Raw genomic sequence first — 22,368 nt, forward strand, 5'->3', positions numbered from 1 at the left:
AATGTCGAACGTTACCCAAATCAAGACGATGCGGCCCGTGAACCGCGCTATCTACGCATACACCACTCCAAATGACCGCACCCATGACGGGTGGATAAAAATCGGTGATACCGAAGTCAATTTTGGTGAGAACTTGAAAGATGCCGTAAAGGAACGCGTCCATCAGCAAACCCACACCTCCGACACCGAAGCCCCTATTGCGTGGAGCGGTAGGGCGGTTTTTGAAGATGATTTGACGCCTTTCCGTGATTACGATTTCCATAAATACTTGACAAACAAGGTGGATATCGAAAGGAAACCGAAAACGGAGTGGTTCAAGACTGATGCAAAGACATCTAAGAATCATTTCAATGATTTTAAAGAAAATCACGGAATCCTTACCGAAATGGAAGGCGTCGAAATCTACGAACTCCGTGATGAACAGGAAGATGCTGCCAGAAAGACCGCCGATTATTTTGATAACCACAAGCAGGTGAAAATCCTGAAAAACGACAAGGCTCCCGAATTCTTGTGGAATGCAAAACCCCGCTTTGGCAAGACCCTTACGGCATACGACTTTTGCAAGCGCGTTGGTGCAAGGAACGTGCTTATCTTGACTAACCGCCCTGCCATTGCCGATAGCTGGTACAATGATTACGCCCGTTTCGTCGGGACGGAAGGTGGCTACTATTTTGTAAGCCAGGTGGATGTTTTCAAAAAGAATCCGCAAAAATACAAGCATGTTTTGACAAGGGATGAATTCACTCGTGCCATTAGCAAGAACAGGCTTGGCTGCATTGAATTTATCTCCTTGCAAGACCTTAAAGGTGCAAAGGCTTTTGGCGGCGATTACGAAAAACTCCGCGAAGTTTCTGAACTTGATTGGGATGTGCTGATTCTTGACGAGGCGCACGAGGGCGTAGAAACCGATAAAACGGATGTTGCCTTGGAACGCATCAAACGCCGTTTTACGCTGAACCTTTCGGGCACTCCGTTCAAGATGCTTGCTTCCGACAAGTTCCCCGAAGAGGCTATATTCAACTGGACATACGCCGACGAACAGGAGCGTAAAAAGGAATTTGCCGAAAAGGGTGTAGAAAATCCTTACGAAGACTTGCCGAAGCTCAATCTGTTCACCTACCAGATGTCCGATATGATGGGAGCGAAGGCCGATGCCGGAACTCTCATTGATGACGAAGAAACGCAATATTACTTTGACTTGAATGAGTTCTTCAAGACGAATGCTTCGGGGTATTTTGAACATCTCGAAGATGTAAAGAAGTTCCTGGACGCTCTCACGGAGCAGAAAAAGTATCCATTCTCTACGGAAGAACTCAGGAATCAACTCAAGCATACGTTTTGGTTGTTGAATCGCGTAGATTCTGCCATTGCCTTGAAAAAGCTTTTGACACAGCACCCTGTATTCAAGGAATATACGGTTGTCCTTGCTGTAGGCAATGGCGACGAGGAACTGGAAAACCAGAAGGCGATTATGGCTGTTCGCGAGGCTATCAAGAACAACGAAAAGACTATTACCCTTTCTGTGGGGCAGCTTACGACGGGTGTGACCATTCCCGAATGGACCGCTGTTCTGATGCTTTGCTCCATGCGTTCTCCGGCGCTGTATATGCAGGCCGCATTCCGTGCTCAAAATCCATGCCTTTTCTTGGACAAGGATGGTAAAACGTACCGTAAAGATAATGCCTACGTTTTCGATTTTGACCCTGCCCGAACGCTTACCATTGTAGAGACTATTGCTAATGACCAGTATAAAGATACCGCAGGTGGTGCAGGCGATAGCGAAAAACGCAAGAAGCATGTTCTGGAACTCTTGAACTTCTTCCCTGTGGTAGGCGAAGACGACAATGGCGAAATGATAGAGCTGGATGCCGAAAAGGTGTTGTCCATCCCGAGGCATATCCACGCCAAGGAAGTCGTGAATCATGGCTTCATGAGCAATTTCTTGTTCCAGAATATTAGTGGCATCTTTGCGGCACCTTCGATTGTAAACGAAATCCTCAAGAAGGTGAATCCTGTCACCAAGGCAGAAGCGGACAAGAATATTGTCACCCCGGAACAGGCGAATGAACTTCCTCTTGATGGTAATGGAAACGTCGATGTTCCCTCGGAACAGGTGGTCGGGACAGCCGCAGATAAGTTCGGTGATCCGGTTTTTGCCCAGCAATCTAATGATTACGAAAAAGACGTGAATAGGTTACTGCGAGACCACAAGCCTTCGGAAATAGAAAATGTCGTTAAGGAATTGACCACTGTTTATGATGTATCTGTAAAGAAAGTAGCCGAAGAAGCCAAGGTCAAGTTTGGCCAAGACATGACCAAATCTCAGTCCAAGGAATTTGAACGCAAACTGCAAAATTACGGACAAAAGAAAATCAGTTCTGCCGCCGCCGATTTCAAGATAGAAGCCGGTACAGCGGAACATAAGCGCGACGAGGCGTTGAAAAACTGCAATTCCAAGGCTGAAGAAAAGCAAATTCAGCAAGAATTCGAAAAGGAAATAGATGCTGCTGAGAAAAAATTCAAAGAAACCGTTTCGGATACATCGGACATTTGGAAAAAGGCGACAGAGGAAACCGTCAAGGCTGTCGAAGAAAGCAAGATTGAAAAGAAGAAAAACGATATTGAAGAAAGGGTTCGCGACCATTTGCGAGGTTTCGCCCGCACGATTCCCTCTTTCTTGATGGCCTACGGAAATGACAATACGACTCTCGAAACATTTGAGCGAGACATTCCGGGCAACGTATTCCTTGAGGTAACGAGTATTACTGTTGACGAATTCAAATTCCTTCGCGACGGCGGCGATTACATCGACGAAAATGACGGCAAGAAAAAGCATTACGCTGGTCATCTCTTTGAATCCGTCGTCTTCAACGATTCCGTCCAAGAATTTATGCGCAAACGTTCGGAGCTCGCGGATTACTTCAAGGAAAATTTCAAAGGCGATATTTTCGATTACATTCCGCCGCAAAAGACAAACCAGATATTCACCCCGAAAAAAGTCGTCAAGGAGATGGTGGATATGCTGGAAAAGGAAACGCCGGGCTGTTTCGATGACCCGGAGCATACTTTCGCTGACCTGTACATGAAATCGGGACTCTATATCACCGAAATTATCAAGCGCCTTTATCGTTCAAAGAAGATGAAGAAAATCTTCCCTGACGACAAGAAAAGGTTAGAGCATATCGTCAAGAATCAAGTTTACGGGGCAGCTCCCACCGAAATCATTTACATGATCGCGATGCACTACATTCTCGGCTTCAACAACGAAATCGAAGGCAAGACCGCATCGGAAATCCAGGCGCTTTACCCGAATTTCAAGATGAAAGATACCGCCGAACTAGCCAAGGAAGGCAAACTCGCCGAATGGGTTGAAAAAGCGTTTTAGAAGGAATGCGTCTGGACATCGTTCCCATTTTGAAAAAGAATTCCCCTTGCGAGAACAAGTTCTCTCTTTGAAAAAATGGATTGCGATGTTTTGTGAAGGATTGTATGTAATTCTTTTTTCTTTGACGGATAAAGCTTTGCGAAAAATGGATTTTCATTTGCCGAGTTTTTTATAAATTGGCATTATGGCTATAGTTAAAAATCCATTTTCCAAAAATCAGTTGTGCTGCGTCGCATGGCTTCATTTCTTAAAGTGTTCAATACCGAATGTATTGACCGCTTTTCATTTCTGTTTCCCTTCGATTAGTTCGACAAACGGTTGGTGAGCTTGTCGAAGCATCCCCCAAAACCATTTTAGAAGAATCCTATGTTTGACAATTACCCTCTGATTCTCGCTCTATTGTTTTTTGTGGCGGTTATCTTTTTGCTGTTGCAAATCGTTTCTTTAAAAGACCGCTTGCAGCTGGTTCGCCAGATAGATCAGAAGACCAAAAGCCTTCTTGCCATTCTTTCCTTAAAAGACTTGCAATCGTTATCGGCATCGGCAGCGTTATTGCAGATTTTCGGCATTTCCGATGAAGAACTTAAAAAACATAACTTCAAGGAATTTATTCACCCGGACGATGCGAAACTATTAAATACAGTGATAACCAATTCTCTTGGCGACGAGAAAAAGTATGCGGGCAAAAGTATTGAAAATTTACGGATTCGTTTGCGCGATGCGCGATATGGATGGCAATGGTATGAACTTTTTGGATTTTTCACTTCGTTTCGGGCTAAAGAGATTTTTTGTTGTTCGTTCTTTCCGATAAATGAACAAATTCGAATCCATGAAGAATTGATTGAACACAAAAGGTTGATGAATATCTTGCTGAATAATTCGTGGGCAATCGTTTGGAAAATGGATTGTCTGTCTCGGCGACTGACTCTCTTGACGCCTGTTTCCAAAGAACGCTTTGGCATTGACGATTTTCCCGCTGGTCCGATTATTTCTAATGTAGATGTGTTTACGCCGGAATCCCTTTCTAAAATCCGGCAGGAATTGAATGAACGGATTGCGAGTCTTGCCGATAGTGGAAAGGAATGCGATTCTCCGCAGAGGTCTGTGATTACGGTGCAAAATAAAGACGGCTCCAGAGTCGATTTGGAAATTTGCAGTACGTTGGAAAAGAACGATATCGGATTTTACACTTTGTATGGCGTAAGCCAGTTGCTGTCGAAAAAATGAATTATCTGGAAAAGGCTTTTGAACAGGCATTGTTGGCGGTTGGCGTTTCGTTTCCGAATCCGGCAGTGGGCGCGGTTGTTGTAAAAGATGGAAAAATTGTTGGAGTGGGGCACACGCAAAGGATTCACGGCCCCCATGCCGAAGTGATGGCCTTGCGGGATGCGGGCGAGCGAGCGAATCAAGCGACTTTGTATGTAACGTTGGAACCCTGCTGTCATTTTGGCAGAACGCCGCCCTGCACGCAGGCGATTATCGCCGCAGGAATTCAGAAAGTTTTCTTTGCCCATCGAGATCCGAATCCGCAGGTTTTTGGAAAAAGCGAAAAAATTTTGGCTTCAGCGGGCATCGAATCGGTTTTTGTTTCTCCGCCTGACGATTTTTTGCATTTTTATGATGCTTATGATTTTTTTGTTCGGAACCGCCGTCCGTTTGTCGAATTGAAAATCGCCGAGTCGGCTGACGGATTTATTGCTGCGGCGGATCGTTCACCGGTTCGCATTTCGGGAATGGAAGCGAATGTCTGGACGGCGAAATGGCGAAGAACTGCGGAATGTATTTGCGTGGGCGGAGGAACGGTTCTTGCGGATAACCCGAAATTGACCGTTCGCGGAGTTGGCGGAAATCATCCCATTCGAATTGTTTTTGCCGGTTCTCGTTTGCTTTCGCGGCATCTGCATCTTTGGGAAACTCCTTTTGCACGATTGCCGATGGTTTACAGCCGGATTCCCCAAACAGAATTGGACGGACTTGCAGAAGTTCGCCTTTTAGAGGGAAAAACTTTTGCTGAAAATTGGTCGAAAATGGTGGACGACTTGAGTCAAATGGGCATTCATCGGCTAGCTGTGGAACCCGGGGCGACTTTGTGCCGTCAGATTTTGGCGAATAAAATGTGGAATCGTTTGTTTGTGTTACGCTCTACAAAGGAAATGTTCAATGGCCTTTCTTGGCGAAGCGGAGTAGAGCCGGAATTGCGACAAATCGCAAAACTGGGAAACGATTTTTTGCTGACCGCTGACCGCGACGAAAATCAATAGACGACAAGAAAGGGCTTCGCCTTGTTTTTGTTTCCCGCTCGGAAGTAGTATAATCCGGGGGCGAGTTTTTCTCGCAGCGTTTCCGCTTCCAGGCAAAGCTGTTCTCCCGAATATCTGAATTGGCCGACGAGCTTTCCGGTTCTTGTCCGAATTTCTATAAACGTCTTATCTTGGGGAAGATGGGCAAAGCAGAGGGGCGTTTCGCCACGCCACGGATTCGGGTAATTTCGCATTGGCAGGGAATCGACGATGGGTTTTTGGCTTGTCTGTTCACGAAGTCTGGAAAGAATTAAAACGGCATTTTCCGATTTTTCTATTTGGGGCAGGATATTGGCCAGCGTTATTGTATCTAGAGAATAAAAGATGGGCGTTTGTGTCTTGCCGTATAAAGCGATGCTGGCTTTTCCTTGGAATGCGTCTAAATGTGGAATGGAATCCGTGGTGATGCGATAGTAAGCGATGGCTGGCGGAGTCAGTGAAACGCTTTCCGTGGATGGCGAAAGAATTTTCGGTTGAAAGGGCCAACGGAAAGCGTCGTCCGTAATGAGCTTTGTGGAATCGGAAAATGATGCCCGAGGTCCAGAAAAAAGAAGCCGTTCGGCAAAATCGTTGAAAGAGGAATCCGGATCGATTTCCCGATATTGCATTTCTTCGGCGAAAATTTCTTCAAAGGATGCGTCTGGATTTTTGGCAAATCGTTCCCAAAAATGCTTTCCTATAGGATTGCCGTAGATACTTTCGTTATAAAGTTCCCACACGGCGAGGCCGTAGTCGCTGCTGAGTTCATGAAACGGTTTTTCTGTTGCATTGAAAAATAGCGGCAGCTGTGACCAGTAATCATTGACATCGGGAGCTCCGATTTCTTCTTGGGCGGTTGCGGAAGCTTCGTACCAGTAAGTGTCGCGCTTGTCCGTAGGAGGTAAGTAGATAAATTGAAGCGTGTGATAAAATTCGTGAAAGGCTGTCGCCCGAATGAGTTTGCCGAAATGAACGGTATAGTCGATTCCGGTGACTTCGTTTTGCATCGGGTTGTCCGCTTTGTAAAAGGTACAGTAAGAATCGGTTTCGTTTTTTTGCGGGCTGTTGATTCCGGCAAAGAAAAAATCATTTTCAATGATAATTTCCGATTCGTCCGGTTCGCTGGAAGGCGAAAAGGTGACGGCGATACATTCTCCGCAAAAACCGCCGAATAGGCTGGCGTTATCGCGAATGGAATTGATGTCGGCGATTTCAATGGGGAAGCGATTGGGAGCGGGTTCTTTGCGGTAATGCCAAGTGATGGGGGCGGCTTTCGGTTTTTTATAGCCGAGTTCTTGTATGTAAAAATTCCAGGCTTTTTCCAGTGCCGTCGCCAGGGAATCTACAAAAGCTTTTTTCGTGGCGTGAATGCCTTCAATGACATAATAAATGTGAAAATGTTGGGTAATGCGTTCTTGGACATCGCTTGTATCGTAATAAAATTCCGCATCGCAGTTTGTTGTGGATGAGGTTATCCATTTGGCGGAAGGCGTTCCGATGGAATGAACTTGTTGAGTACGGTTTTGCCAAAGGCGTTCACGCCCGCAGATGGGACTGGCCGAAATGCTGGCGATGAATAGACACAAAATGGCAAAGGCGATAGCCGATTTTTTCGTCATGGCTTTCTCTTTTGCGCTCGATGCAGAATTTCACGGGCAAGTTTTTCGATTTTGGGGTCGTCTTCAATGGGGCTTTGCATTTGTGATTTTAGGCGGGAGTCAATAATCAGAGGACTTTGACAAGTCCAGTGCTTATGGCGAAATTGCTCCTGAAAACCATAGATGTCAGAGGCCGGGTTGCTGCGGGTAAATGTCACCCACATCCAGTTTTCCAAATTTTTTGCGGTAAAATGGGAGTCGTCGGCGATAGTTATCAGCGGATAATTGTTTCGGTATGGAAAATTTTCCAGCGTTTGTACGAATTCGGAAATTTTTGCTGCGGTCGTCGCTTGTATGGCGAGAACTCCGGGAAAGACCAACTTGGGGTTGGAAAATCCAAAGGGCAAATGCAATAAGGACAAATCCGATTCCGAATGGCCGAGCTGACGAATTTTTTGCCCGGCGGTAGCAAAAACGACTTTGGATCCATGATTCAGAGAGCGTCCGGAGTAATCCAGCGTGTCTATCGTTGTTTCTGTTTGAAAATGAATATCCCGATCAAAGTGAATTTGTTCTAAAACGTGCGTGAAATAATCGACGTATTTTGTCGTGCGTAAATCCGGAGCGTCTTCTCGGGCGGTGATGAAAACATATTTGGAAAGAGAAACTTGATTGAATCCGAGAAGGGCGTTGGCTTCTTTTAAAAGCTCCATCGGTTCTCGGTCTTTGACATAGGGGCGGTAGCGTTCTTTTCCGATGGCAAGCAGCAGAGGATGCACGCCAGCGGCATCCACGGCGTTTATTTCATCTACTCCCGGAACGGATTGCGGCACCATCGGTTTCACTATTTCTGCGATGAACTCTCCAAAAATGGAATCTTCCTGAGGCGGCCTGCCGACGGTTGTAAACGGATAGATGGCATTTTTTTTGCAAAAAACTTTTTTGACGTTCAGGTAGGGAAAATCGTGCCTGTCGGAATAGTAGCCCAGATGGTCGCCAAAAGGGCCTTCGGGTTTTAGCGTAGGAGCTAGCTCGCCTAAAATGCAAAAATCCGCATCGGAAGAAATCGTATAACCGTCCAGATGCGTATAGCGAAAACCGCGACCGTTTAAAAGACCGGCAAAAATCAGTTCGGAAAGATTCGCAGGCATTGGCATAATGGCGGCCAACGTCTGGGCGGGAGGTCCTCCTAGCCAAATGCTGACTTTCAGCGGTTCGCCTTTTTGAATTGCCGCTTCATGGTGCCTGGCAATGCCCCGTTCGATTTGGTAATGGAGACCGCATTCTTGATTTTGCACATACTGGTTGCCGGATGTTTGAATGCGATACATTCCGAGATTGGATTTTAGCAGCTGCCGTTCTTCGGGCTGTTGCGAAAAGACTTGCGGGAGAGTTAAAAAAGTGCCGCCGTCTTTGGCGTGCAGACGAATTTGCGGCAAGTCGCTGAGACGGGTTGTTTCTTGCAGAACCGGAGAAGCAAAACTTTTGACGGGAAGAACGGAGCATCCTATAGAGGGAAGCGAAAACCAGTTTTGGGGCCGTTTTAAAACTTCGACGGGATTGGCGTGAAAATCAATAGCCGTTTTTGTACGTTGGAGGGTTTTGCGAAATAGAAAATGGATGCGTTCACGACTGCCAAAGATATTTGCCGCAGCACGGAATGGGGAATTCTGAACGCGTTCAAAAAGGAGAGCGGGCAGGTTTTCTTGAGTGGCGATTTCTGCCATTTTGGGCATGATTAAATCGGGAGAAACCTCTTCGGAAATGCGCAAAAGCATCCCGTGCTTTTCTAAATCTAAAAGCGCGCTTTCTAAGGATTTGTAGGGCATGGCTCTCCGTCAGCCCGCAGACAATCCGGCATTGAATGCTTTGAAGCTTTCGGTCTTGCGGTGGGATTCGTAAGAGTCTTGGGCTTGGAGCAAATCGGCTCGATCTTTAAATGCGTAAAGCAGTCTGGCATTCCGCATGGCGACCGCCAATTCGGGAGCTTCTCCGCCAAAATAAATTTCGTCTGTCAATTCCAACAAGTCGCCTGTTTTTTGTACGGAGTGCTTCACTTGAAAAAAGGAAAACGGGCCTTCCTGCAATTCCGCAGTCCAGTCGTTTTTTTGGACAGAAGTGATTTTCCCTTTCCAGTTCAAAATCCGGAAACCAGCGACAAGCCGATAAGAAACGCTCGTGCCAACGGCAAGTGGCGCATCCAGACGGAACAAAAGCGCAGGCGAATCGCCGACATTCAGAATCAATGGAAATACGTGAAGGAGTTTGTTCGCTTCATTGTCCTGAATTGAAAAACCGGAAGTTTGAATAATGTTTCCCATTATACCGATAAAGATAATAAAATTGCCCGCCGCCAGGCGAAGGCAAAGAACGCAAAATAGAGAATCCAGAAGAGAAAGTCCAAGGTTGTTCTTTTTTCTCCCCAGAGGAGACTTTTTTTCGACGGTAAAAAGCCAACGATGAGTCCTAATGCAAAACCATAAAAATGGGAAAGAATATCGGCGTTTTCGCCGATGCCCAGAAAAATGGCTAAGAGCGCGCTGGCGAAAAGCGGAGTGAAACGTCGCAGGACATTGCCCGTTTTCAAAGGCAGCAGGCGAAATTCAATGGTGCCGAGAGTACCGATTGCACAAAAGACAAAAGTGGAAAAACCGAGAGAACGAAAATCCTCTTGCACGGTGAGGGCGACAAAAAAATTGGCCACTGCGGATGCTACGGCGATGGGGAGAGCGATGCGGGCGAGAGGCAAGCGGAATGCCAGCAGGTTCAAAACAATATAGCCGGAAATCAGGTTGGAAGCCAGATGGTGTGCATTCCCGTGCAAAGTGAGAGCGGTAATGGGACGCCACCAATCTCCAGACAGAATTTTTTCTGCATCGGCGATTCCGGTGTGATACCAGCGGCTGCCATAGCGGGAAAATTGAAGAAGGGTCAGAACCGCAGGAAGGGAAAGAATGAGGAGCGGTGAAATTTTAAAGCGGAGCGCTAAAGGGGGATTTTCCGGTTGGGGAGGATTTTCTTGAATGTAAAGGGCGATTTGCTGGGATGCGGACTCTTGGTATTTACCCCATACGGAAAGTTTGTAAGGTCCCCGCTTATCCCGCAAAATTTGATGGGGAATCCTCTGGCTTGCTAGGACCAGACTGTATATCCGGATTTGTTTTAGGTTGCCGATGGCTATAGAACTCTCCGCTGGGACGACGTGCAGAATCTCGTCGATCTGTAGGCGCCTGAATCGAGTTCGCGTTCGCATAGCTTAATCGTCGCCGCTGAAATTCAAGTCCCGTCGGTAGGGAATAAATCCCGCATTTCGGATAAAGTCCTCGGCTTCGGCAATGCTGCGGATTCCTTGGGAAATCAAAACGTTTTCTTCTAGAACGATACTGTTGATATCGTCGGCTCCAGAAAGGAGTCCTAGTTCACCAATAGCTTTTCCCATTCCTAGAACGGAAACTTCAATGTGACGGATGTTGTCAAAGTAAAGTCGGCAAAGTCCAAGGACTTTTAGGTATTCCGCTGGAGATACATGGCGGATGGGGAATTTGTCCGTTTGCGGTTGAAATGTCCATGCGACAAAGCTTTTGATTCCGGAAGTTTCGTCTTGAAGGTTGCGTACCAGTTCCAGATGTTCAATAATATCTTGCGGCGATTCCTTGGATCCGATGACGATATTGGCACTGCCGGGAAGTCCATTTTTTTGACAGACCGCCAGCGTGTCTCGCCATTCTTTTGCTGTCAGTTTTTTCGGGCTGAGTTCCTTTCGGATTCTGTCGGAAAGGATTTCGGCTCCGGCTCCGGGAACGGACGAAAGTCCGGCATTTTTAAAAAGCCGAAGAAGTTCTTCTAGGGTTAATTGGTGCGCTTTGGCAATGTGTACCAGTTCAACGGGAGAAAAACCGCGAACGCTCATGCCGAGATCTTTTGAAAGCAGGGAAAGAATATCGGTGTAGTACTCCAGCGGCAGATCTTCATGGACTCCGCCTTGCAAAAAAATTTGGTCTGCGCCTAGGGTTTTGGCTTCCAGTGCTTTCTCCCGAATTTTTTCAAGGGAAAGCGTATAGGCACCTGCTTCGCCCGCTTTTCGGGAAAAAGCGCAAAAGTCGCAAAGGATGGAGCAGATATTGGTATAGTTGATGATCCGATAAACCGTATAGCCGACACGTTTTCCGGGGAGTCTGGCATTCCGAACGGCATTGGCGGCGTGGACGATTTCCGTCCAATCCGCATTCTGCAAAAGGAAAAGCGCTTCGTCGGGAGCGAGTCTCGATGTCGTCGCTTTATCCAGCAGAGCGGAAATGGAATTTTGCCTGTTCATCTTTTACATATTCCGCACGGGGAAAAGCCCTAGCAGGTTCAGAACGTCTTCCAGAACGATCTGCGTACATTTGACGAGGAAGAGCCTGGATTTTTCTTCCGGGCTTCCGAGGACGCGGTCGTCGTGAATGAATTTGTGTGCTGCGCCCGCGATGTCCAAGGAGTATTGCGCAAGCTCGCTCGGCTCGTCGGTTTCGCAGGCTTTGCGAATGCGGTCCGCTTTTTGGGCGAGCAGCTTGATCAGTTCGTAGGCGGCATCGTCTGTCAATTGTTCAAAATTCACGTCTTGTTGCTGAACGTCGTAGCCCGCTTTCCGCATAATGCTGCAAAGGCGAACGTGCGCATTTTGGACATAAGGTCCGGTCGCTCCATCAAAACTCAAAGCGGAATCCCAATCGAATTTGACATCCATCATCCGGTGATTTTTCAAATCGTTGAAAGTCAGCGCGCTAATGCCAATTTGCTGGGCAATCAATTCCTTGTTTTCCAAATCTGGATTTTTTTGATCGATAAATTCCAAGATTTTCTTTTGTGCCGCTTCGATGACATCCCGGAGAAGGCTGGCTGTTCCTGTGCGGGTCTTTCCTTTTTCCCACTTGCCGTCGATCAGGTTTAGAATGACGCCGAACGGAATGTGGACGAGGGCGTCAGACCAGTCGTAACCCATCTTTTTGAGAACGAGCTTGATCTGCTTGAAGTGCAGGGATTGCCCGAGATCCACCACATAAAGGCATTTGTCGAAGTTGTATTCTTTTTTGCGGTAAATCGCGGCGGCGAGATCGCGGGTGGCATACAACGTACTGCCGTCGCTTTTGCGGATGAGGCAAGGGTTCAGCTTGTACTCGTCGAGTTTTACGACGTCCCTTTCCTCGCTGCGTTCCAGCAGGTTCTTTTCGCGGAGGGCGTCAATGACGGCGGGCATTTTGTCTTCGTAGAACGATTCTCCCGTATAGTGGTCAAAGTCCACGCCCATCATTTTGTAGATGCGCATCAATTCTTTGAGGGTCGCCGCGCGGAAGGCCAACCATAATTTCCGGTAAAATTCGTCGCCTTTTTCCAATTTGGAAAAGGCGTCCCGGGCGGCGTTTTCCAACTCGGGTTCCGTTTTAGCGGCTTTGGAAAAACTGGCGTACAGAACGTTGAGTTCTTTAACCGTCAGGGAATCCAGCGTGGCTTGGTCGGTCGGAAGTTTTTTCCGCAGATACATCACGATGAGTTTGCCAAAAGCGGTTCCCCAGTCACCCAGGTGGTTGATGCGTTCTACCTTGTAGCCAAATGCCTTGTAAATGCGAGCAAGGCTGTTTCCTATCATCGTGGAACGCAGATGGTGAAAGGCGAGTTCCTTACCGATATTCGGCGAGCTGTAGTCGATGCAGACGACTTTTCCATTCGGGGCTGCGTGGCCGTATTCCAGTCCGCCTTGGGCAATGCTTTCCAAAATGGACTCGGCGAGGAATTTTCTGTCGATGAAAAAGTTCAAGTAGCCGGCGATGGCTTCTACTTTGGAAATTCCGGCGGGCAGCTGGATTTTGGCGGCCAGGTCTTCAGCGATTTGCTTGGGTGCTTTGTGCAGGGTCTTTGCCAGAGCAAAGCAGGGAAGGGAAAAGTTGCCGTGTTCCGTGTCGTTCGGAATCGTGATGAGTTTTTTGGCTTGATCCTGTTCAAACGCACCCGTTGCGGCGACGGCTTTGGCGATTTCTTCGTTAAATGAGGTCATCTTTAGCTTTGGCCTTTTTGGTTGTCTTCTGGATAAAGTTTTTTTCTTCGAGTTCAGTGATAGGAGCATCGCTGTAAAGTTTGTCCAAGGCGAGTTCGTCTCGTTTTCCTTCTTCAAAAAGTTGGACGATTAAATCGAACCCGGCGTCGAAAACCGCCCAGCGCATATTGATGCCGGGCTTGTACTCGGTGCGGTGCTGTAACTTTTGGTGTTTGAAATTTTTATCGAGTTCGGTCAGGATGGCTTGCATTTGGGCTTCGCTTTCGCAAGTCGCGAGCAGCATGAAGTCCGAGGTTTCCGAAATGCCGCGCAGATCGATGAGTTGCAACTTTTGCGCGCGCAATTCAAATAAAATTTTCGCCGCCGCTTGTACGGCTTCTGAATATGTTTTTTGGGATGAAACTTTTTTCGTTGTCTTTGCCGTCTTCTTGACGACTGTTTTCTTTTCGGCTTTCTTTACAGAGGCTTTTGCCGTCGTCTTTTTTTCAGTCGCTTTAGCCGCAGTTTTGGTAGCCGTTTTTTTTACAGTTGTTTTTTTGGTAACGGTTTTGGTTGCCGTTTTTTTTGCTGTTGTCATGGTGTTCCTGTTTGTGTGATTTTTTCAAAATCTTTTCCCACGAATACGGTTGCATCCACAAGTTTCTGCTTGTTTTTTAAAGGGATGACATTTGTCGTATGGAGGGCTTTGGCAAGGGCTTCGGCCCCTGCCCAGTGAGGATTTCGGATGGCGATGATGGTTTCTTCGTAATTCCAGAGGTTGTCGTTGCTCATTTCGATGACGTCGAAACCTTGTGAACGCAAATAGTCGCGCATTTTGACCGCAGCACCCGGGATGCCGCTGGAGTTCAGGACTTGTATGTCTCCCGGCGTTTCGCGGATTTCAGGTACGATTTGAACCTCTTCCTTGCAAGAACAAAGAAGAAAGGTCAAATAAAAAACGGGGATGATTGCTTTGAAAATGCGCACGCTGTAAATATAGCGATTTAGAGCGGCTTGTTTTGGGCGTTTACTTTTACAATGGTCGGTTTCCATGTCTTTGCTTCTTCCGGAGTCAAAGAAACATACGAAACGATAATGACCAGGTCGCCCTTTTGCACCATTCTGGCGGCGGCGCCATTTAAACAGATTGTGCCGGACTCGGCTTCCCCTTCGATGACATAGGTATCAAAACGAGCACCGTTATTGATGTCCAGAACGCCGACTTTTTCAAAGGGAAGAATTCCTGCGGCGTCCATCAAAGCTTTATCGATAGTGATGGAACCTTCATAATTTAAATTCGCATCGGTTACAGTTGCGCGATGGATTTTACATTTCAGAAAATCGGTTTGCATTTTAGAAGCGTATTTGAAGAACGCCCGCGACTCCGCGATTCAAACTAGGACCGACTCCCATGCTAAAGCGGTCGGCGTCGGGGTTGTTTGCCCACTGGGTATTGAAGAAGGCATCGGCAAAGGACCAAATATGAGCTCCAAGGACGGGAATCAACCAGTAAACCCAGGTATTGTCATATTCGTCGCTATTGACCGCAAAATAAGTCAGACCTGCTACGCCGACCACCCAAAGAGCATCCATCCAGATTGCTTTTACCGTTTCGTCGTGTTTCCACTGGTAAAGGGAAGGAACGAGAGCGGAAAGGTAGGCGATGTTTTGTTCTCCCGAATGATTGCGATAAGTACGGTCAATGTCGGAATCTTCCAAACCTTTGGCGCGGGAACTCAGCCAATCTTCTTCGGATACGCCGAGGCGTTTCCAAGGCTCTTGCAGATATTCTGACGGGCGAATGCCCAGTTCGGTCAATTGAGTCAGCTTATCGCGGCTGAGGTTATTTTCCTTGGCTTGTTGAAATTCCCACTGGGTCAGTCCGGCGCTTTCGTAGTCAAAGCCCGCCCATTCGCTGTCCGAGGAATTTGCGGAACCCGCGGAATAGGAATCCTCTACAGCTTCTTCTGTCGTGTCATCGGCTGCATAGTTGTCAAAATCGTCTTGCGCAAACGAAACGGAAACCGCGAAAAGAAAAGCACAGAAGATTTTGAATGTCGTTTTCATTGAACCTCAGCAGTTCGATATAGTGCCGGGGGAGGGAATCGAACCCTCACAGAGTTGCCTCTACTGGATTTTGAGTCCAGCGCGTCTACCAATTTCACCACCCCGGCTAGGGGCAAAGACAAATATAGAACTCTTTTTCAAATTTTGAATAGGAAAAATAAAGATTATGGTTTTTTTACGGGTTGATATTCCAAATGTTGGGGCAAAAGAACCTTTTCGCCGTATTCGACGGCCTGTTCTCGGGTTTCAAATTTTCCGGTCTGCACCAGAAAGAGCGTCCGGTCGTCAAAATGGGATTCTTCGATGCGTGCTTCGATTTTTTTGGACTGTAGCGAATTGACGAGCATTTCCGCATTGGAGCGGATGCCGAATGCGCCCAGTTGAAGCGACCAAAACTCGCTGGACTTTTCGTTGGTGGGCAAAGGAACGCTTTCTGAAGATGAAAGCGCAAAAGCGCTTGCCGAGGACAAAACGCTGGAATCGGGAGAGAAACTGGATGATGATGCCGCTCCGATCGTTTCGGAACTAGAAGATTCGGCAATCGGCAGAATGGAAGAGCTTGAACCGGCACCGCTGGAACTAGATGTTTCGGCGGGATTCGTTTTTCTTTTTTCAATTTCTGCGCACAAATTCAGAACAGAATCGTTTGGAGCCGCTTTGTAAAGGCTTTGGCAAACTTGGTAAATGACGGGAATCTGATGGGGCTGCGCTTTAGCGAAAGCGGTTTTGAGGCTTTTCTGGGAAAGGTCGCTGCGTTTTAAATACAATTCAAACTGGGCGCGCGTCATGTATAAATCCGAGATGACCGGAAGGGTGTCGGGAGTCGCGAAAATCAGGCTGTCCAGGCGTTTTTTCGCAATGGAAAAATCTTTGGAGTTGCCGATTTGCGAACGGGCGAGCACTCCCCACAAAGCGCATTCGGAACGCTTGGAGGCGTCGAGGGCAGGACATACGGATTCAAACGATTCGGCGGCGCTTTTCCAGTTTCCAGAAACGTAGGCTTTTTGGGCGTTTTCCAATGTTGCCGCTAAAATCGTTTCGGTGGCAAGAAAAAAAAGAATGAGAGTACGAAAAGATTTCATGGTGCTTCCTGTTTCTAGACGACGGTTCCTCGCAAAGTCCAACCGCGGATGTCGTCGATGTGGCATTGGACGTAATCGCCGGGCTTGACATTTTCCGAGGCGAAAACCACTTTTTTGAAACTGCCCGTTTTGCCAACCCATTCGTTGGGATTCTTGGAAGACGGCCCTTCGACAAGGATTTCTTCGGTCCGTCCGATCATTTGCTGATTGCGTTTCAATGTAATTGCGTTCTGCAGCTCCACGAGTCGCGCGAGCCGTTCCTGTTTTTGCTCTTCGGTTAAGCTTTCCGCTTCTTTGGCACTGTCGGTTCCTTCGCGGGGACTGTAGATGAACATGAATGCGGCGTCGAACTGGGCCTCTTGAAATGCGTCGAGAGTCGCTTTAAAATCTTCTTCGGTTTCTCCGACAAATCCTGCAATGACATCCGTTGTCAGTCCGTACAAGGGATTGTTCCCTCGGAATTTTTCAAGGATTCGCATAAATTCATCAACGGTGTAACGGCGTCGCATTTTTTGGAGCATTGTGTCGCTGCCGCTTTGGATGGGAATGTGGGCGTGCGGGCAGATTTGCGGAACGCTTTGCAGAACGTCGATGAGCTTTTCGGTGTAAAAGCGTGGGTGCGGACTCATAAAACGGATGCGGCGAATTCCTTGGATTTCGGAAATTTTGATAAGCAAATCGGCAAAATCCATTCCGTTTTCTCGGTAGGCGTTTACGGTTTGCCCTAGCAAGCAGATTTCGGAAATGCCGTTATCCCGGGCGGCTTCCACCTCGCGAATGACATCGCTTGCTGCACGGTATTTTTCTCGCCCGCGGACGAAGGGGACAATGCAGTAGCTGCACCGGAAATTGCATCCGCGCTGGATGGTCACATAAGAAGAAAATGGGTGGGACAATTTGGCGTATTCGCCCAGATAGTTTTCGGAATATTCAAAACCGGTAACGACCCGCCGAAGGAGTGTCTTTTTATTCACCGCCAGAGGACGCGGAAACAGGAGAGCCGGAATTTGATTGTACTTGTCCGGGCCAATTACATAATCGACGCAATCCACTTGTTCCATCAGCCGGACTCCCAAATGTTCCGCCATACAGCCGGTCACGATGAATTTTATCCAGGGACGGCGTTTTTTATAGAATTTCATTTTTGAAATTCGGGCTTTGGCGCTCTCTTCCGCTTTTTCGCGAACGGAACAGGTATTGAAAAAGAACAATTCGGCTTCTTCGGGATCTTCGGTCGGAACGCATCCGTTTTTTTCGAGCAAAGACGCGATGAGAGCCGAGTCGTACTCGTTCATTTGACAACCGTAAGTATCTATTAGGTAGTGGGTCGGCATATTTCAGAATTTTAAATTTTTGAGGTCGGCAAAATGAGGAATGGAATACGTCGGTTCTACGGGGGCGAAACTTTCGCGCTTGCCAAAACCGTTTTCGATGAATACGCTGTCAATGCCGGCGTTTCGGGCGCCAAGAATATCGGGGGCGTCGTCGCCGACCATTACGGCGTCTTGGGGAGCGGTGCGGGTAAGCTGTAAAATTTTTAAAAACGGCTCTGCAGAAGGTTTTCGCGCGGTTTCTTCGTCGCCAAATGCACAGGCTTCAAAGCAGGAATCGATGTCGAATAATTTGAGCAGTTCTTTTCCGGGAATGTGAGGCTTGTTTGTCACCAGCGCTTTTTTCGCGGGAAAGTTCTTTAGAAAATCGATAACTCCGGGATAGGGTTCCGTGTGTTCTCGGCAATGCTGGGCGTAAAATTCAGAATAGCACTTGTGCACAGCGTCAAGGGGAACTTGCGCGCCTTCCAAAGAACGCTCGATCAGTTTTAAAGAGCCGTTGCCGATGTAGCTTTTGATTTTTTCGGTGGAAAGTTTTTTCAGTCCGAATGCAGAGAGCGCGTAATTCACCGCAGCGCTTAAATCGCCGAGAGTATTGAACAGAGTTCCGTCCATATCAAAAATGTACAGCAATTTCTTTTTCATCGTTGCAAATTTAGCAATTCCCCGGAGAACATTTTTTATCTTGATTTTTATGGAACGACAATTTATTCTTTGCTACCATGACTTCTCGGTAAAAAATGCGGGCCTGGCCGCGCAACAAATCCGATGGATTGCTCAAATGGCAAAGAATCCGATAACGGTGGCGGTAATTCCCGATGTGGATGGAGCGTCCGCTGCGGAAGTGGATTTTTTTAAGCGGGAAATAGAAAAACTTTCTGCGGAAAATTTTGAATTGCTTTTGCACGGGGCCAGTCATTTGGCAAAGGATGATGGGGAAAGAACGTTTTGGGGGCGTCGGGCAATGCAGCTGACGCAAGGCGAAGCGGAATTTGCCGGCTTGGGCGAAGAAGATTCCTCACAGCTTTTGTCGCTGGCGATAGATTTTTGGAATTCGCTGGGGTTTCAATGCCCACGGGGATTTGTGCCTCCAACATGGTATGGCAATGCTTATTTGCGAAAGCAGGTTCTGGCGCAATTTGATTTTTTTGAAGACCGCTTTTTCATTTATGCAAAAGGACGCAAATTTTTTTCGCCTGCGCTTAGTTTTGCGGGATTGCCTCGTCTTTCGCTTCAAGTGGCGCAAAGAGGTTCTTGTTTTGTTTTGCAAAATTTTTCCGGTGTTCCCCGGCTGGTTTTTCATCCTGTAGATTTTGAAACGCTAGGGGAAAAACGCATTTTGAATTTAATCCGTTTTGCAGGCGTTAAGCGTGAACAGGTTTATTATCGTTCGCTGCTTTGAAATTTTTTTGCAAATAAAAAACGGCGGTTCTTTTTGAACCGCCGTTTTCGCTTGAATCTATGTTAAGCTTTTTGAGAGCGTTTCGCCTTGAATTTGGCGACCTTTCCTTTTGCCTTGCTGAAAATCGCATTCGGCAGCCAGAAGAATGTGGGCACTAAATACATCGTAAGAATTGCCGAAATAATCAAACCGCCGACACTCGCCACGCCCATCGGTTGAGTGGATGTCGCAATATCGCCGCCGATGGCCAAAGCAAGCGGCATTTGGGCAATAACGGAAGCCGCTGAAGCCAACATAATCGGTTGGAATTTTTCTTTTCCTGCGGTGATAATTGCGGAGCGACGTCCCATTTTTCCAGAGCGTAGGTTGGCGTTTGCGGAGTCCAGCAATAGAATGGCGTTGTTCACCACCACGCCGATCAGCATAACGATGGCCATAAATGCAATCATAGAAAGCGGGAATCCTGTCAAAACCAGAGCGAGAACGACACCGATAGCACCCATCGGAATTGTGGTCAGAATGACAAACGGTTGTGCGAAGGATTCTAGCAGGGCGACCAGAAGGATGTAGGTCAAGAGGATTGCCATGATGATGGCGACGGTAAATTCCTGCACCATGTCATTTTGCATATCCGCGTTGCCGCCGAATGAAAATTCGATGTCTTGCGGAATACCTTCCCAATTTTTAGACGCTTTCATCACATCGCTCATAATTTGTCCGGATGTATATCCTGGCAACAGGTTCATGCTGATTTCCACTTGGCGCTTTTTATATTGGCGCATAATTTGTGTCGGAGCTTGCGAGTTTTCCGTATCGAAGAGCGTCGTCATCGGCACGTAGCCTTTGGAGGTGAGAATCGGCAAGTCCAAAAGTTTTTGACGGGAATCGCGGTCGCTTTCTTGCAGACGCAGATAGATGTCGTATTCTTCGCCGTCTTCCGTATATTGGCTGACTTCCAAACCGCTCACATAAATGTATGCGGACAAAGAAGCTGATTGCATTGCCATTCCATAATCCGCCAGTGCCGAGCGATTCGGGATAAAGGCGATTTCGGATTTTCCCGCTTCATAGGAAGATTTTACTTCCGTAACGCCTTTGATGGATTTAACATATTCCGTCGCAATTTCGGACGCTTTCACTACGGAATCGCCATTCAGTCCACGAACCTGGAATGTTACGTCACCGGATTGGTTGCCGCCCATTTCCGTTGCCGAAGAACTCTTGATGGCGATATACAAATCGGGAATGTCCGCAAGAACTCCGCGCAGGGAGTCAATGATGTCGTCCGTATTTCGAATGCGGCCTTCTTTCTTATCGATGAGGGTAAGGCGCATTGTCGCCTGGTTTACGCTCGTATTGCCGGATTCGCCGCCGACGGTCGCGGAATAGCGCGCGAGTTCAGGAATACCCTGAATGCGGCTTTCAACTACTCGAGTGATGCTGTCCATCGTTTCCACATTGGTGCCAGAGGGCATTTCCAAGGTGATTTTGATGACGCCTTCATCGCTTTTAGGCATGAGTTCTACCGACATGAACTTGGTAACCAGCAGGAACGTGCCGTAAATCAACGCGATTAGAACAAAGGTCTGGAAAATCACGCCGGGAATGGAAAGGGCGAAGGATAGAGTTTTCAGGTAGATTTTGCGTAATTTATCAATGATAATTGGGAAAATGCTGAATGCACGGGCGATAATCGAAGGCTTTTCTTCCACAATTGTGCCATCGGCGTTTTTCTTCTTGCCTTTAAAGAGATAAGCGGCCATCAAAGGAGTCAAGGTAAAGGTCAAGAGGAGCGAAACGACCGTCGCAAAAACCATCGTCAAACCGTAGTTCCTAAAGAACGAACCGGCAATGGATTTCATAAAGGCAATCGGCACAAACACGCAAACATTGGTCAGAGTCGAAGCCATGATAGCGACCATGATTTCGCTGGTGCCCTTATAGGCAGCTTCTTTGGGATCAAGCCCTTGCTCTAGCTTCATGGCGATATTTTCTAGAACGACGATGGAGTTGGTCACAAGCAGACCCACCGCACTCGAAAGCGCCATCAACGTCATCAAGTTGATCGAGAAGCCCGCGAAATACATCAGCGTAAACGCACCGACAACCGAAATCGGCATGGTCACAGCAGCAATGAACATCGTGGAGAACTTGCCGAGGAAGAGGAGCAAAATCACGGCTGTGAGGACAATAGCAATCATGATATTGTTAATCACGTTGTCAAGCGATTCCTGCACTTTTTCCGCTTGGTTGTACACGAGTGTCAGCTTATAACCATCTGGAAGCGAGGCGTTGATCTGATCAACTTTTCGCAGCACGTTGTTCGCTACAGCCACGACGCTCGCATCGCTTCTCTTTTTAATATCAAATCCGATGGAGTTCTCGCCGTTATAGCGGGAGTAAGAGGTGATATCTTCAATGGTGTCTTTGACAGTTGCAATATCTCCCAATTTGATGACGCCTGTCGAGGTGGGAATATCCATCTGGCGAATTTCTTCTAGGCTGGTAAATTTACCTGTGGTTCTAGAACCGGTATTCTTTCGGATTCCACGAATATCGCCTGCCGGATAATTCAAGTTTGCCGCTTGCAAGATGCCCATGACAGTCGCCGGATCCACATTTCGGGAAAGCATATCGTCTTTGCGGAGTTCTACAGCGATTTGCCGGATTGTTCCACCGAAAAGATCCACGCTGGCTACGCCCGAAGTCGCCGTCAGGAGCGGTTTGATTTCGTCTTCTGCTTTTTGTCGCAATTCCGTAGAAGAAACCGGACCTGTAAAAGCGAAGTTCATGATGGCACTGGCGTTAATGTCCATTTTGGAAATAATCGGCTCTTCCACGGCATCCGGGAAGTCTGCCGAAGCCTGGCTGATTTTATCGCGCACGTCGGCTGCTGCTACGTCCACGTCCACGCCCATTTCGAACATAATGACGAAAATGGCATAATGTTCTCGGCCATAGGCTTTGACGTAGTCGATACCGTCGATGAGTTCCACTTCGTCTTCAATCGGTTTGATGACGGTGGATTCCAATTCTTCTGGGCTGGCTCCTGTATATCGGACCGTTGCCGTTACTACCGGCACTTCAAAGTCCGGCAACATGTTGACAGGCATCATTGAATAGGTATAAATACCGAACACAACGACGGTCAAAATGACCATCAACATGGTAATAGGTTTATAGATACTTGCCTTAATCATGCAAAATTCTCCAA

General features: G+C 47.5%; 18 protein-coding genes and 1 tRNA gene. 4 read left to right on the forward strand and 15 right to left on the reverse strand.

Annotated elements, in window-relative coordinates; all coding sequences use genetic code 11:
- Position 1: 1 nt before the first annotated feature.
- The 3 genes from BGX14_RS11715 (at position 2) to ribD (ending at position 5,646) form a co-directional block, all read left to right on the forward strand.
- Positions 2-3,385, forward strand: coding sequence for a DEAD/DEAH box helicase (locus tag BGX14_RS11715; RefSeq protein ID WP_095879982.1), 3,384 nt, complete (start codon positions 2-4; stop codon positions 3,383-3,385).
- A 366-nt stretch (positions 3,386-3,751) separates the two neighbouring features.
- Positions 3,752-4,612, forward strand: coding sequence for a PAS domain-containing protein (locus BGX14_RS11720; RefSeq protein ID WP_095879983.1), 861 nt, complete (start codon positions 3,752-3,754; stop codon positions 4,610-4,612).
- On the forward strand, positions 4,609-5,646 hold the full coding sequence (ribD, locus tag BGX14_RS11725; RefSeq protein ID WP_095879984.1) for a bifunctional diaminohydroxyphosphoribosylaminopyrimidine deaminase/5-amino-6-(5-phosphoribosylamino)uracil reductase RibD: 1,038 nt from the start codon (positions 4,609-4,611) through the stop codon (positions 5,644-5,646). The genes BGX14_RS11720 and ribD overlap by 4 nt, the downstream gene beginning before the upstream one ends.
- Here the strand turns inward: ribD and BGX14_RS11730 are convergent.
- The 14 genes from BGX14_RS11730 to BGX14_RS11795 all read right to left on the reverse strand — a co-directional run bounded on the left by BGX14_RS11730 (position 5,640) and on the right by BGX14_RS11795 (position 18,397).
- On the reverse strand, positions 5,640-7,283 hold the full coding sequence (locus BGX14_RS11730; protein ID WP_095879985.1) for a hypothetical protein: 1,644 nt from the start codon (positions 7,281-7,283) through the stop codon (positions 5,640-5,642). The genes ribD and BGX14_RS11730 overlap by 7 nt on opposite strands.
- Positions 7,280-9,091 (reverse strand): UbiD family decarboxylase, encoded by a 1,812-nt coding sequence (locus BGX14_RS11735; protein ID WP_095879986.1) that lies wholly within the window; start codon positions 9,089-9,091, stop codon positions 7,280-7,282. The genes BGX14_RS11730 and BGX14_RS11735 overlap by 4 nt, the downstream gene beginning before the upstream one ends.
- Before the next feature lie 9 nt (positions 9,092-9,100).
- The gene (locus BGX14_RS11740; RefSeq protein ID WP_073303070.1) at positions 9,101-9,583 is read right to left on the reverse strand and encodes a hypothetical protein; all 483 of its coding nucleotides are present in this window, start codon (positions 9,581-9,583) and stop codon (positions 9,101-9,103) included.
- Entirely contained in the window at positions 9,583-10,515 is a 933-nt protein-coding gene (locus BGX14_RS11745) for a rhomboid family intramembrane serine protease (protein WP_095879987.1), read from the reverse strand. Before BGX14_RS11745 ends, BGX14_RS11740 begins: the two co-directional genes overlap by 1 nt.
- A 3-nt stretch (positions 10,516-10,518) precedes the next feature.
- A complete protein-coding gene (locus BGX14_RS11750; protein ID WP_095879988.1) occupies positions 10,519-11,577 on the reverse strand; it encodes a CofH family radical SAM protein in 1,059 nt (352 codons plus the stop codon).
- Between the two features lie 3 nt (positions 11,578-11,580).
- The gene (argS, locus tag BGX14_RS11755) at positions 11,581-13,293 is read right to left on the reverse strand and encodes an arginine--tRNA ligase (RefSeq protein WP_095879989.1); all 1,713 of its coding nucleotides are present in this window, start codon (positions 13,291-13,293) and stop codon (positions 11,581-11,583) included.
- Positions 13,280-13,870 (reverse strand): ribosome silencing factor, encoded by a 591-nt coding sequence (gene rsfS / locus BGX14_RS15870; RefSeq protein ID WP_078776741.1) that lies wholly within the window; start codon positions 13,868-13,870, stop codon positions 13,280-13,282. The genes argS and rsfS overlap by 14 nt, the downstream gene beginning before the upstream one ends.
- Complete coding sequence (locus BGX14_RS11765) at positions 13,867-14,223, reverse strand: LytR C-terminal domain-containing protein (protein WP_158223313.1); 357 nt, start codon at positions 14,221-14,223, stop codon at positions 13,867-13,869. Before BGX14_RS11765 ends, rsfS begins: the two co-directional genes overlap by 4 nt.
- Positions 14,224-14,276: 53 nt before the next feature.
- Complete coding sequence (panD, locus tag BGX14_RS11770) at positions 14,277-14,624, reverse strand: aspartate 1-decarboxylase (protein WP_073303060.1); 348 nt, start codon at positions 14,622-14,624, stop codon at positions 14,277-14,279.
- Between the two features lies 1 nt (position 14,625).
- Positions 14,626-15,339: a hypothetical protein gene (locus tag BGX14_RS11775; RefSeq protein WP_095879990.1), complete on the reverse strand. Its 714-nt coding sequence runs from the start codon at positions 15,337-15,339 to the stop codon at positions 14,626-14,628.
- 23 nt (positions 15,340-15,362) lie between these two features.
- A tRNA-Leu gene (locus BGX14_RS11780) sits at positions 15,363-15,446 on the reverse strand.
- 57 nt (positions 15,447-15,503) lie between these two features.
- Entirely contained in the window at positions 15,504-16,421 is a 918-nt protein-coding gene (locus BGX14_RS11785; RefSeq protein ID WP_158223314.1) for an SPOR domain-containing protein, read from the reverse strand.
- Between the two features lie 14 nt (positions 16,422-16,435).
- Complete coding sequence (miaB, locus tag BGX14_RS11790) at positions 16,436-17,755, reverse strand: tRNA (N6-isopentenyl adenosine(37)-C2)-methylthiotransferase MiaB (RefSeq protein WP_073303054.1); 1,320 nt, start codon at positions 17,753-17,755, stop codon at positions 16,436-16,438.
- 3 nt (positions 17,756-17,758) lie between these two features.
- A complete protein-coding gene (locus BGX14_RS11795) occupies positions 17,759-18,397 on the reverse strand; it encodes an HAD family hydrolase (RefSeq protein WP_073303052.1) in 639 nt (212 codons plus the stop codon).
- Positions 18,398-18,446: 49 nt separating this feature from the next.
- Here BGX14_RS11795 and BGX14_RS11800 point away from each other — a divergent pair, with 49 nt between their 5' ends.
- Positions 18,447-19,154, forward strand: coding sequence for a DUF2334 domain-containing protein (locus BGX14_RS11800; protein ID WP_158223315.1), 708 nt, complete (start codon positions 18,447-18,449; stop codon positions 19,152-19,154).
- 62 nt (positions 19,155-19,216) lie between these two features.
- Here BGX14_RS11800 and BGX14_RS11805 read toward each other — a convergent pair whose 3' ends face one another.
- Positions 19,217-22,354, reverse strand: coding sequence for an efflux RND transporter permease subunit (locus BGX14_RS11805; protein WP_095879993.1), 3,138 nt, complete (start codon positions 22,352-22,354; stop codon positions 19,217-19,219).
- Positions 22,355-22,368: the final 14 nt, after the last annotated feature.

This window comes from Fibrobacter sp. UWS1 (assembly GCF_002300445.1).
Classification (GTDB): Bacteria; Fibrobacterota; Fibrobacteria; order Fibrobacterales; family Fibrobacteraceae; genus Hallerella; species Hallerella intestinalis.

What these genes read in the sequence shown, in the direction of transcription:
- BGX14_RS11795 (WP_073303052.1), bottom strand. Translation starts at nt 18,397, where the DNA reads ATGAAAAAGAAATTGCTGTACATTTTTGATATGGACGGAACTCTGTTC.
- BGX14_RS11735 (WP_095879986.1), bottom strand. Translation starts at nt 9,091, where the DNA reads ATGCCCTACAAATCCTTAGAAAGCGCGCTTTTAGATTTAGAAAAGCAC.
- panD (WP_073303060.1), bottom strand. Translation starts at nt 14,624, where the DNA reads ATGCAAACCGATTTTCTGAAATGTAAAATCCATCGCGCAACTGTAACC.
- miaB (WP_073303054.1), bottom strand. Translation starts at nt 17,755, where the DNA reads ATGCCGACCCACTACCTAATAGATACTTACGGTTGTCAAATGAACGAG.
- BGX14_RS11750 (WP_095879988.1), bottom strand. Translation starts at nt 11,577, where the DNA reads ATGAACAGGCAAAATTCCATTTCCGCTCTGCTGGATAAAGCGACGACA.
- BGX14_RS11715 (WP_095879982.1), top strand. Translation starts at nt 2, where the DNA reads ATGTCGAACGTTACCCAAATCAAGACGATGCGGCCCGTGAACCGCGCT.
- BGX14_RS11800 (WP_158223315.1), top strand. Translation starts at nt 18,447, where the DNA reads ATGGAACGACAATTTATTCTTTGCTACCATGACTTCTCGGTAAAAAAT.
- BGX14_RS11745 (WP_095879987.1), bottom strand. Translation starts at nt 10,515, where the DNA reads ATGCGAACGCGAACTCGATTCAGGCGCCTACAGATCGACGAGATTCTG.
- BGX14_RS11730 (WP_095879985.1), bottom strand. Translation starts at nt 7,283, where the DNA reads ATGACGAAAAAATCGGCTATCGCCTTTGCCATTTTGTGTCTATTCATC.
- ribD (WP_095879984.1), top strand. Translation starts at nt 4,609, where the DNA reads ATGAATTATCTGGAAAAGGCTTTTGAACAGGCATTGTTGGCGGTTGGC.
- argS (WP_095879989.1), bottom strand. Translation starts at nt 13,293, where the DNA reads ATGACCTCATTTAACGAAGAAATCGCCAAAGCCGTCGCCGCAACGGGT.
- BGX14_RS11785 (WP_158223314.1), bottom strand. Translation starts at nt 16,421, where the DNA reads ATGAAATCTTTTCGTACTCTCATTCTTTTTTTTCTTGCCACCGAAACG.
- BGX14_RS11805 (WP_095879993.1), bottom strand. Translation starts at nt 22,354, where the DNA reads ATGATTAAGGCAAGTATCTATAAACCTATTACCATGTTGATGGTCATT.
- BGX14_RS11720 (WP_095879983.1), top strand. Translation starts at nt 3,752, where the DNA reads ATGTTTGACAATTACCCTCTGATTCTCGCTCTATTGTTTTTTGTGGCG.
- BGX14_RS11775 (WP_095879990.1), bottom strand. Translation starts at nt 15,339, where the DNA reads ATGAAAACGACATTCAAAATCTTCTGTGCTTTTCTTTTCGCGGTTTCC.
- rsfS (WP_078776741.1), bottom strand. Translation starts at nt 13,870, where the DNA reads ATGACAACAGCAAAAAAAACGGCAACCAAAACCGTTACCAAAAAAACA.
- BGX14_RS11740 (WP_073303070.1), bottom strand. Translation starts at nt 9,583, where the DNA reads ATGGGAAACATTATTCAAACTTCCGGTTTTTCAATTCAGGACAATGAA.